The organism is Croceibacterium atlanticum (assembly GCF_001008165.2).
Classification (GTDB): Bacteria; Pseudomonadota; Alphaproteobacteria; order Sphingomonadales; family Sphingomonadaceae; genus Croceibacterium_C; species Croceibacterium_C atlanticum.
The window spans coordinates 722,836-733,506 of sequence record NZ_CP011452.2 but is presented as its reverse complement, the minus strand read 5'-3'; the positions used below and the strand labels follow the sequence as shown (position 1 = coordinate 733,506).

Annotated in this window: 10 protein-coding genes and 1 tRNA gene; 5 read left to right on the top strand and 6 right to left on the bottom strand. The window is 61.4% G+C overall.

Translation table 11 applies throughout. The features are described from left to right. Positions 1 to 48: 48 nt before the first annotated feature. Positions 49 to 369 (top strand): thioredoxin, encoded by a 321-nt coding sequence (trxA, locus tag WYH_RS03470; RefSeq protein WP_046902728.1) that lies wholly within the window; start codon positions 49 to 51, stop codon positions 367 to 369. 4 nt (positions 370 to 373) lie between these two features. Here trxA and WYH_RS03465 read toward each other — a convergent pair whose 3' ends face one another. The 3 genes from WYH_RS03465 to WYH_RS16960 all read right to left on the bottom strand — a co-directional run bounded on the left by WYH_RS03465 (position 374) and on the right by WYH_RS16960 (position 2,810). Beyond that, positions 374 to 1,144: an inositol monophosphatase family protein gene (locus tag WYH_RS03465; protein ID WP_046904769.1), complete on the bottom strand. Its 771-nt coding sequence runs from the start codon at positions 1,142 to 1,144 to the stop codon at positions 374 to 376. Positions 1,145 to 1,173: 29 nt separating this feature from the next. Next, entirely contained in the window at positions 1,174 to 2,400 is a 1,227-nt protein-coding gene (gene argJ, locus WYH_RS03460; RefSeq protein WP_046902727.1) for a bifunctional glutamate N-acetyltransferase/amino-acid acetyltransferase ArgJ, read from the bottom strand. A gap of 89 nt (positions 2,401 to 2,489) precedes the next feature. Then, the gene (locus WYH_RS16960; protein ID WP_053833376.1) at positions 2,490 to 2,810 is read right to left on the bottom strand and encodes a hypothetical protein; all 321 of its coding nucleotides are present in this window, start codon (positions 2,808 to 2,810) and stop codon (positions 2,490 to 2,492) included. Positions 2,811 to 2,850: 40 nt separating this feature from the next. On the opposite strand from WYH_RS16960, the gene secA reads away from it, so the two are divergent. Continuing rightward, the gene (gene secA / locus WYH_RS03450) at positions 2,851 to 5,598 is read left to right on the top strand and encodes a preprotein translocase subunit SecA (RefSeq protein WP_046902725.1); all 2,748 of its coding nucleotides are present in this window, start codon (positions 2,851 to 2,853) and stop codon (positions 5,596 to 5,598) included. 193 nt (positions 5,599 to 5,791) lie between these two features. After that, positions 5,792 to 6,988, top strand: a complete 1,197-nt coding sequence (locus WYH_RS03445; RefSeq protein WP_046902724.1) for an MFS transporter — start codon at positions 5,792 to 5,794, stop codon at positions 6,986 to 6,988. On the opposite strand, the gene WYH_RS03440 is transcribed toward WYH_RS03445, so the two are convergent. Beyond that, positions 6,951 to 8,462: an MFS transporter gene (locus WYH_RS03440; RefSeq protein ID WP_221232137.1), complete on the bottom strand. Its 1,512-nt coding sequence runs from the start codon at positions 8,460 to 8,462 to the stop codon at positions 6,951 to 6,953. The two genes, WYH_RS03445 and WYH_RS03440, sit on opposite strands and share 38 nt — an antisense overlap. A 67-nt stretch (positions 8,463 to 8,529) precedes the next feature. On the opposite strand from WYH_RS03440, the gene WYH_RS03435 reads away from it, so the two are divergent. Together WYH_RS03435 and WYH_RS16955 are read left to right on the top strand one after the other, a co-directional pair. Further along, positions 8,530 to 8,727: a hypothetical protein gene (locus WYH_RS03435; RefSeq protein ID WP_046902723.1), complete on the top strand. Its 198-nt coding sequence runs from the start codon at positions 8,530 to 8,532 to the stop codon at positions 8,725 to 8,727. Between the two features lie 58 nt (positions 8,728 to 8,785). Next, positions 8,786 to 9,400, top strand: a complete 615-nt coding sequence (locus tag WYH_RS16955) for a class I SAM-dependent methyltransferase (protein WP_169780655.1) — start codon at positions 8,786 to 8,788, stop codon at positions 9,398 to 9,400. Positions 9,401 to 9,600: 200 nt separating this feature from the next. On the opposite strand, the gene WYH_RS03425 is transcribed toward WYH_RS16955, so the two are convergent. Together WYH_RS03425 and WYH_RS03420 are read right to left on the bottom strand one after the other, a co-directional pair. After that, positions 9,601 to 9,675, bottom strand: a tRNA-Asn gene (locus WYH_RS03425). 111 nt (positions 9,676 to 9,786) lie between these two features. Beyond that, positions 9,787 to 10,548: an NAD kinase gene (locus WYH_RS03420; protein ID WP_046904767.1), complete on the bottom strand. Its 762-nt coding sequence runs from the start codon at positions 10,546 to 10,548 to the stop codon at positions 9,787 to 9,789. Positions 10,549 to 10,671 lie beyond the last annotated feature (123 nt).

The following is a 10,671-nucleotide window of genomic DNA, read 5'->3' as shown; positions in this document are numbered from 1 at the left end:
GAAAGCCGAGCCGCCCTAGATGGGCGAGACACAAGAGGAGCAAGAATTATGGCCACCAAGAACGTTACCGATGCCAGCTTCCAGCAGGATGTCCTCGATTCCGAGAAGCCCGTGCTGGTCGATTTCTGGGCGGATTGGTGCGGCCCCTGCAAGATGATCGCCCCGGCGCTGGAAGAAATCAGCGAGGAACTGGCCGATCAGGTCACTATCGCCAAGATGGACATCATGGAAAACCCGGAAGTGCCGGGCCAGATTGGCGTGCAGTCGATCCCGATGATGGTTCTGTACAAGAATGGCGAAGTCGTTGCGCAGAAGCTCGGCGCCGCCCCGAAGAGCCAGCTGAAGGGCTGGATCGAAAGCGTACTCTGACAGTTCAGGCGGGCAGGGCGGCCAGTCGTGCCGCCAGCTCGTCCCAGCGTCGAGGTGAGGCCGCGCCTATCAGTCCCGTGCGGCCCACCTCGTCCACGCGATAGGCGGAACCGTCAAATCGCGCGGCCTTGCCGCCGGCTTCGTTCAGCCACAGCACGCCCGCGGCATGGTCCCAGGCGAGCGTTCTTTCAAAAATCGATACGTCGTTCACGCCCAGCGCCAGCCGCGGATATTGCTCCGCCGCGCAATAGGGAATGTCGACCAGCTGGTAATGCGGGGCGATCCCATCCTTCATGCGTTCCCGCTGGCTATCGTCCATGAAGAGGAGCGATATCGCGGCGAGCGGCGGTGTTTCGCTGGTTTCCCTCGCGGTGATTCTTTCACCATCGACGAAGGCTCCTTCGCCCTTATGGGCAGCGCAGAAGCGTCCGCTCAGGCAGTCATAGATCCATCCTGATTGGGCTTCTCCGCCATCGGCCATGGCAATCATGATCCCGAAAGGTGGTTTGCCGCCCGCGAAATTGCGGGTGCCGTCCAGCGGGTCCACGATCCAGCAAGGGCCAGCCAGCCGGTCCAGAATGGACGAATCGGCATGGGCCGCTTCTTCACCGACAAAGCCGATATTGTCGTTCAGCCTGGCGAGCCCTTCGCGCAGCAGCGCTTCGGCTTCGCGGTCGGCCACGGTCACGGGATCGTTGCCGCCCTTGTCCTCGATCTCTCCATGGGCGAGGTTCCGGAAACGGGGCAGGATGACCTTGTCCGCTACCTCGCGCATCAACGCCAGAATTTCGCGGTCCAGCAGGCTCACGAGCGATAATCCGCATTGATCGAGATATATCCGTGGGTGAGGTCGCAGGTCCACACGGCGGCGTGGCCATCCCCCAGGCCCAGATCCACCTGTATGGTGATTTCGCGGCCCTTGATGTGTTCCGCCACTGGCGTTTCATCATAATCGGGCAGCGGCAGGCCTTCGCGGGCGGCCCAGGTTCCGCCGAAGCCGATAGAAAGCTTGTCACGGTCCGCAGGTTCCCCGGCCTTGCCCACCGCCATCACCACGCGGCCCCAATTGGCGTCGCCCCCGGCAATCGCTGTCTTCACGAGGGGGGAATTGGCGATGGCAAGGCCCACCTTGCGAGCGCTTTCGTCAGACACTGCGCCGCTGACCTGCACCTCGATGAATTTCTGCGCGCCTTCGCCATCCCTTACCACGAGATGGGCGAGCTGGCGGCAGACATCCCTGATCGCCGCCGCAACGGCATCCGCGCCCGGATCGTCGAAAGAAGCGATCGGAGTGTTCCCGGCCTTGCCCGTGGCGAAAGCCAGCACCGTATCGCTAGTGGAAGTGTCGGAATCGACGGTGATGCAGGAAAAAGTCTGCAGATTCGCGGCGGACAGGCATTGCTGCAGGAAAGCAGGCTCCACCGCGGCATCGGTGAAGATATAGCCGAGCATGGTCGCCATGTCGGGCGCGATCATCCCGCTGCCTTTTACGATGCCGCCGAAGGTGACGCGCTTGTCGCCAATAATCGCCTGCGCAACCGCACCCTTTTCGAATGTGTCAGTCGTGCCGATTGTCGCGGCCGCTTCTTCCCAGCTGCAAGGCTCGGCAGTCAGCACGGCAGCGACGCCGTCCCGCGCCTTGTCCTTGGGCAGGGGAACCCCGATCACGCCGGTTGAGGATACGAAAACCTCTGTCCTGTCGCAGTTCAGATGGGCGGCGACCTGGTCCATGATCTGTTCCACCGCCTCGCGCCCGCGATATCCGGTAAAGGCGTTGGAATTGCCCGCATTGACCACCAGCGCCCGCGCATGGCCGGACTTAACCTGTTCTCGGCCCAGCTCTACTTCACTGGAACAGCAGACATTTTTCGTGAAAACACCCGCGACGGAGGTTCCTTCCGCAAGCTCGATATAGGTCAGGTCGCAGCGATCCCATTGCTTGTAACGCGCCCGGGCAATGCGCGGCGTGACCCCGGCGATGGCGGGGATTTCGGGGAAGGGCAGGGCGAGCGGTGAGCGTTCAAGGTCCATGCAAGGGCCTTTAGACCCGGCCTTTCGGTGCGTAAACGCGCTTGAATGCTGGACCTGACAGCTTCGAACACCTATCTTCGCAAGTAATGCTACGTCAGCTGCTCACCGTCTTTGCCATGCTTACCGGCCTTGCCGCGCTCGCGGAACCGGCTCAGGCGCGCATCGTCGATGTGGAAAATGTGGGGTTGACCCAGCAGCAGGATCGCGATTGCGCGATGCAAAGCCATGCTGTCATATTTTCCGCGGCATGGGGCGTGCAGCAGGCCGATCCGCCCCGGATCTGCCCCCGGCCGAAGCCTGTTATCATGGTTCCGCCGCTGATGCTGCAGGTTGACCGCGCGCACGAATAGATCGCGCGGCTCCAGCCAGGTTTGCACCCGTTTCCGGCCTGCGCCAGCGCGCGCGGCCATTTCCGTTATATTTCCGCCATATTACAGACAGGATACGCCCATGTTCGGCGCGCTCGCCAAGTCTATTTTCGGTTCCGCCAATGACCGTTACGTAAAATCTCTCCAGAAAACCGTTGACCGGATCAACGCGCTGGAACCCGAACTGGAGGCGCTGACTGACGAACAGCTCGCCGCCCAGACGCAGAAGTTCCGCGACCAGCTGGCCGAAGGCAAGACGCTGGACGATATTCTGCCAGAGGCCTTTGCCACTGTTCGCGAAGCGTCGAAACGTGTGCTGGGAATGCGCCATTTCGATGTGCAGATGATCGGCGGCATCGTGCTCCATCGCGGCGAAATCGCCGAAATGCGCACGGGTGAGGGCAAGACCCTGGTGGCAACGCTCGCCACCTATCTCAACGCGATCGAAGGCAAGGGCGTTCACGTTGTCACCGTGAACGATTATCTGGCCCGCCGCGACGCGGAATGGATGGGCCGCCTGCATGGCTTCCTGGGCCTGACCGTGGGCGTGATCGTTCCCAATCTGCCGGAACAGCAACGCCGCGCCGCCTATGCTGCCGATATCACTTACGGCACGAATAACGAATTCGGCTTCGATTATCTGCGCGACAACATGAAGCACGAGCGCAGCCAGCAGGTGCACCGCCCGTTCAATTACGCGATCGTGGACGAGGTCGATTCAATCCTGATCGACGAAGCGCGTACCCCGCTGATCATTTCCGGGCCGACCGAGGACAAGTCCGAACTCTATGTCTCGATCGACAAGGTCGTGAAGGGGCTGGAAGAGGAATATTACGAAGCGGACGAGAAATCGAAGAACGTTTCCCTGACCGAAGACGGCGTCGAGGAAATAGAGCGGCGCCTGATCGAAGCGGGCCTGCTCGAAACCGATAATCTCTACGACGTCGAAAACACGCTGGTGGTCCACCATCTGGACCAGGCGCTGCGCGCGGTCGTGATGTTCAAGCGCGATATTGATTACATCGTGAAGGACAACAAGGTCGTCATCATCGATGAATTCACCGGCCGCATGATGGAAGGGCGCCGCTGGTCCAACGGCCTGCACCAGGCAGTTGAGGCCAAGGAGGGCGTGAAGATCGAGCCCGAGAACCAGACCATGGCCTCGATCACGTTCCAGAATTTCTTCCGCATGTATCCGAAACTGTCGGGCATGACGGGCACGGCCGCCACCGAAGCGCCGGAATTCTGGGACGTTTACAAGCTGAATGTCGTGGAAATCCCAACCAACCTGCCGGTGCAGCGCGTGGACGAGGAAGACGAGTTCTACAAGAACACGCAGGACAAGTTCAAAGCCATCGCCAAGGCGATCCGCGAAAAGAACGAGACCGGGCAGCCGGTGCTGGTCGGCACGGTTTCGATCGAGAAATCCGAACTGCTCAGCAGCTTCCTGGACAAGGAAGGGGTGAAGCACAATGTGCTGAACGCCCGCATGCACGAAAGCGAAGCGCATATCGTGGCGCAGGCGGGCCGCTTGGGCGCGGTTACCATCGCCACCAACATGGCTGGCCGCGGCACCGACATCCAGCTGGGCGGCAATGTCGATTTCCGTATCGAGGACGAACTCCGCGACATGGAGGAAGGGCCTGAACGCGACGCCGCGATTGCCCGGCTGAAGGAAGAGGTCGAAGCCGAAAGGCAGAAGGTACTGGAAGCCGGCGGCTTGTTCGTGCTGGGCACCGAACGACATGAAAGCCGCCGGATCGATAACCAGCTGCGCGGCCGGTCGGGCCGTCAGGGCGATCCCGGCCTGTCGCGCTTCTATCTCTGCCTGGAAGACGATCTGCTGCGTATTTTCGGCCCCGATACGCTGTTCGCCAAGATGATGAATTCCAACCTTGCCGATGGTGAGGCAATCGGGTCCAAATGGCTGTCCAAGGCCATCGAGACGGCGCAGAAGAAGGTCGAAGCGCGCAATTACGAAGCGCGCAAGCAGGTCGTCGAATACGACAATGTGATGAACGACCAGCGCAGCGTGGTTTATGAACAGCGCGCCGAGATCATGGACAGCGAACGGGTGGACGATGTGGTTGGCGATATGCGCCGCGACGCCATCAACGCTATCGTGACCGAAGCGTGCCCCCCGGGATCCTATCCGGAACAGTGGAATGTCGATGGCCTGAAGCAGCGGGTCAGCGAAGTGCTGGGCCTGCAGCCGCCGATTGACGACTGGCTGCAGGAAGAAACGGTCGAACCCGAACTGATCGAGGAACGGCTGCAGGAACTTTCCGAAGAAAAGCTCAGTGCCAAGATGGCGGATGCCGACGATAGTGTATGGCGACAGGTGGAAAAGGGCATCCTGCTCGACCGGCTCGATCATCACTGGAAGGAACATCTCGCCACGCTCGACGCGTTGCGCCAGGTCGTGTTCCTGCGCGCCTATGCGCAGAAGCAGCCGATCAACGAATACAAGCAGGAAGCGTTCGGTCTGTTCGAAAACATGCTGGATGCCATCCGCGAGGATGTGACGCGCGTGCTGATGACGATGGAACTGCGCCTCACCCCGCCGCCTCCGCCGCGTGAGCTGCCGGATCTGCCGGATTTCCTGACTGGCCATATCGATCCCTTCCTGGGTGAAGATGATTCGAATGACGGGGACGGTTCGCGCGGGCAGGAAGCGCTGTTTGGCGCGCTGGCAGGTTCGCCCATGGCCGCAGTCGGGCCGGGCGGCGCCAATCGCGAGAATCCCTATGCGGACAAGAATGTCAGCCGCAATGCACCGTGCCCCTGCGGTTCCGGCAACAAGTACAAACATTGCCACGGCGCCGCCTGACCGCGCTCATTTGCAGGTAATTCATGCCCCCGGACGGCAATATGCCGGGCCGGGGGCATTGCTCATATCGTAACGGATGTTATGGTTGTGCCGGGGAGCGAGGGAACCGGCATGAAGATCACGCAACTGGACTTGCCGCGTTACAGCGCGGGCGAAGGCCCTGTCTGGAACGCGGCTCAGCAGGCGATCAGCAATGGATAAACGCCTGCCGCCGCTGCTTGTCGCAGTGTTCATCAACATCGCGGGCTTCAGCCTGATCCTGCCGCTGCTGCCCTTTTACGGGCAGGTCTTCAACGCGGGCCCGTTTGAAATCGGGCTGTTGTTCGCGGCTTACAGCTTCGGCAATGTCTTTGGCGAAATCCACTGGGGCCGCCAATCGGATGTCTGGGGGCGGCGCAAGGTGTTGGCCGCCACCACCTTCATCGCAGGCCTCAGCTATTTCGCCTTCGCTTATGCGCCGACCCTGTGGGCGGCCATCGGCATTCGTATCATCAGCGGTTTCTTCTCCGGCACGCTCAGCACTTGCCAGGGCTTCATCGCCGATGTCTCCCCGCCAGAACGGCGGGCCAAGACCATGGGCTATTTCGGCGCGGCATTCAGCCTCGGCATGGCACTGGGCCCGGTGGTAGGCGGGGTCTTTGCGGGTGAGGAAGCGGTGGCGGCCAGTTTCCGTATGCCGATCTTCATTGCCGGCGCGTTTTCGATCCTGGCGTCAATCTGGTGCCTGATCGTGCTGCGCGATGCCATCCCGCCAAAGGGGAAGGGCGCCCCGATGCCGCGCTATCACGAGGCGTTCAGCTTTGTCGGGAGCAAGCCCCTGTTGGTGCGCCTGTTCACGATCGCCTTTTTCGGAATTGCCGCCTTCGCTTCGATGGAAGCCATTTATGGCCTGTGGAGTGAAGAGAATTTCGGGTGGAGCGCGCATGAACTGGGCTTTGCCTTCATCGCCATTGGTGGCGGCGGCCTGTTCGCCCAATTGGTGCTGATCGGGCCATTGGCGCATCGTTATGGCGAAGCGCGGGTCATCATGATCGGGCTTGCCGTCCTCGCCATTTCAATGCTGCTGCAGCCGATTATCCGCCTGCCCGTTGCGGGCGTGTTGCTGATGGGCCTGTTGATGGTCGGCCACAGTCTTGCATTTCCATCCGCAGGGGCGCTGCTTTCGCGTAACACGCCGCCGGAACGGCAGGGCGGAACCATGGGCCTGCTGATGGCCAGCAATGCAATCGGGCGCATCATCGCGCCGCCGATCTTCGGCCTCATCTACGAAATCCATCACGATGCGCCTTGGTATCTGGGCGCGGCGATGATTGCGCTGGTGGCGTTGCTGGCGGGGGTTTCCGCCGTGCGGATCAGCGACCGGGCTCGAGCGGAGGCGCCTTCCAGCTGAGCGGGCGGGCGACCTCTTCCAGGGGGCGCCGCTCCGCCGCCACGCCGAAGAATATTGTCACCAATGCGGCCACCAGCATCAGGGCGGCCCCGAACAGATAGCCAAGCAGCACTTGCCCGCGCGATCCGCTTTCGATCAGCAGGCTGAAAACCCACGGGGCCACAGCGCCCAACAGCGTGCCCAGCGCATAAAAAATCGCGATGGCCAGCGCGCGCATTTCCAGCGGAAAATTTTCCGCCGCAGTCAGATAGGCAGCACTCGCCGCAGCGGAGGCGAAGAAGAAGGTCACGCTCCAGCATAATGTCTGCGTGGTGGGGGTCAGATGGCCTGCCTCGAAGGCCAAACCCGTGGCGGCCAGCAGAATCCCCGAAGCGGAATATGTCAGGATGATCATGGGCCGCCGCCCCCAGCTGTCAAACAACCGGCCCAGCAGCAACGGGCCGAGAACGTTCCCGGCGGCGAAAGGCAGGATATAATAGCCGACCCGGCCGCTGGGCACGGAATAGAAATCGGTCAGCATCATCGCATAGGTGAAGAAGATCGCGTTGTAGAAGAACGCCTGCGCGGCCATCAGCACCAGGCAATAGAATGTCCGCTGGGGATAGGTTTTGAAAAGGGCGCGGAACACTTCGGCCATGGGGGTGGATTTGCGGGCGTGGACATGCGCCTCCACCGGCGGCGTGTCGGGAATGTGATGGCCTTGCGCCTCCACCCTGTGTTCAATCCCCTCGATCACGCGCTCTGCCTCTTCGGCATGGCCATGCGTGGCCAGCCAGCGCGGGCTTTCCGGCAGGAAACGTCGCAGCCATAATATGACAAGGCCGATGGCAGCGCCGCCGAAGAAGGCAATACGCCAGCCATATTCCGGATCCACGATGCGGGGGTCGAGCAGCAATATGGATGCCCCGCTGGCCAGCGCTGCGCCGATCCAGAAGCTTCCATTGATGACCAGATCGGTCCAGCCGCGCCGTCTTGCGGGAATGAGTTCCTGAATGGCTGAATTGATCGCGGAATATTCCCCGCCAATGCCTGCGCCCGTCAGAAACCGCATGATGACGAAACTAGGCAGATCCCACGCGAATGCAGTGCCTGCGGTGGCGAGCAGATACAGGCCCAGCGTGATGGAAAAGAGCCGCTTTCGACCCCAACGGTCGGTCAGCCAGCCGAAGAACAGCGCGCCCGTGACCGCGCCGACCAGATAGGCCGAATTGGCAAATCCGACATCGGAGGCGGAAAATTGCAGGACCGGGCTTTCACGCAAGGCGCCCGCGACCGATCCGGCCAGCGTGACTTCCAGCCCGTCAAGGATCCAGGTAATCCCGAGTGCGACCACGACCAGCCAGTGGAACCGGCTCCACGGCAGACGGTCGAGGCGGGCCGGAATGGCCGCGGCGGGATGCGCTGGACTGCTGGAGATAGGCGTTTCCTCTCTGCTATCCGGCCCGCAGATTACGGCATTGCAAGGCGTGTTCAAGCCGCCCTTGCCAGATGCATATTCCGCGTTAGCATCCGCCCTGACGGTGATTTTGAGAGTAGGGTGGATGTCCCAGGACGAAGAAGCGGAACGGAAACTCAGGCATGAATTGCGCAACAAGGAAGCGGAAAAGCGCGCGCTTCAGGGCATGCTCAAACAAGCTTCCGACCGGATAGAGGATCTGGTCGAAAGCGATTGCGAGGAAGAGAACAAGGAATCGGCCAGCAAGGCGGCGCAGCGTTATCGCCGGGCCGCTTCGGAATAGGCTTCAGGCGCGGCACCGCTGAATTCTGCCCGTCCTCGCAGCAACGGGAGATGACAAGATGAAAAGCAGTGCAATTGCGGCGATTGTGATCCTGGGCCTGTCGGCTTGCGGCAGTCCTGCTGATGAGGCACCCGTGGACGCGGCGCAGGAAGCGGAGAGCAGCCCGATTGCCGATGCCGTGGCGGATCCCTTGCGGCCGGAAGAAGATCGGAACCGCGATCCGGATCGCAAGCCGGCCGAGATCGTGGAATTCGCAGGCGTCGAACCTGGCGATGTGATTGCGGAAATCGCGCCGGGCGGCGGATATTACACAAGGATCCTTGCCAGGGCTGTCGGGCCCGAAGGCCGTGTCTATGCCATGGTGCCGCAATTCTTCGCGGATCGGCCCGGCGGGCTCGACGCGATCAACGCGCTGGCCGGGCAATATCCCAATGTCACCGTCGTCGTCGTCGATTTTGCCGATTTCACCCTCGATCAGCCGGTCGACCTGGTCTGGACCACCGAAAATTACCACGACATGGCCAATGGCAACATCGCGGCGGTGAACGAATCAGTGTTCGACGCGCTGAAGCCCGGCGGCATCTATTTCGTCGAGGATCATTCCGCCCCGGGAACGGGCATAGATGAAGCATCCACCCTGCATCGAATCGATCCGGAAACGGTGAAGGAATAGGTCAGGGCTGCGGGATTCGAATTGCAGGCAGAATCGGACATTCTGCATAATCCCGATGATCCGCATGACGTGGCAGTCCGCGATCCGGCCGTGGCAGGCCGCACCGACAAATTCGCCTTCCGATTCGTGAAGCCTGAATGATCAGGAACGCCGGGCCCGCATGGGGCCCGGTGGCGCCTTCTTCCATGTCAGGAAAGAAGTGGCTCCCCGAGTTGGATTCGAACCAACGACCAAGTGATTAACAGTCACCTACTCTACCGCTGAGCTATCGGGGAGCAGCCCAGAAACCCGTGTTCCCGGGCAGGGCTGGGCCTATATGATCGGCCCGAAACTTTTGCAAGCCCTGTCCTGCATCCTTGTGAAAAGCTTTGCCGATTGAAGGGAAATCAGTGGGCGAATTGTTCCGCCACGATCCGTTCATCCAGCGCATGTCCGGGGTCGAACAGCAGGGTCATCTGCATTTCCCGTGCGATTTCAAGGCGCACCTCGGCGATATCGCGGACTTCCTTCATGTCGGCCACGGCGGAGACCGGCCGCTTCTCGGGTTCGAGCACGCGGAAGGTCACGCGGCTGCGGTCCGGCAGGATCGCGCCTTTCCAGCGTCGCGGACGGAAGGGGCTGATCGGGGTGAGCGCCAGCATTTGCGAATCGAGCGGCAGAATCGGCCCGTTGGCTGAAAAATTATAGGCGGTGGAACCGACCGGGGTGGACAGCAGCACGCCGTCTCCTGCCAGTTCGGCAATACGGACGCGGTCATTGACGCCAATTTCGATTTTCGCCGTCTGTCGCGTTTCACGCAGCAGGGAGACTTCGTTGATCGCGTAATAGCTGAATTGTTCGCCGGCCTGCGTCGTCGCTTCCATCCGCAGCGGGGAAACGGCCATATGCTTCACCCGCGCAAGGCGTTCACGCACGCGGATATTCTTCTGGAACCGATTCATCAGGAAGCCGACCGTGCCCAGATTGAGGCCATAGGCGGGAATCAGGCGCCGCGCATCGATCATCGCGTGCAGTGCGCGCAGCATGGTGCCGTCTCCGCCGAGCACGACGACAAGGTCGGCATCTTCCAGCGGCACCCAGGTTTCGCCCTCGCGCAGCATGGCGGCAGCCTGCTCCGCCTCTGGTGCGGAGGAGACGACCAGCGCCATGTTCAATTTTTCTATGCCGCTTCGGGCACCTGGCGTCGCTTCCATGGCCTAGTCCTATGAAGCAGCGTCTCGAATTGCAACGCACGCTGTGCGGCGCGAGACATGGACGAGCCAATCCGCCAT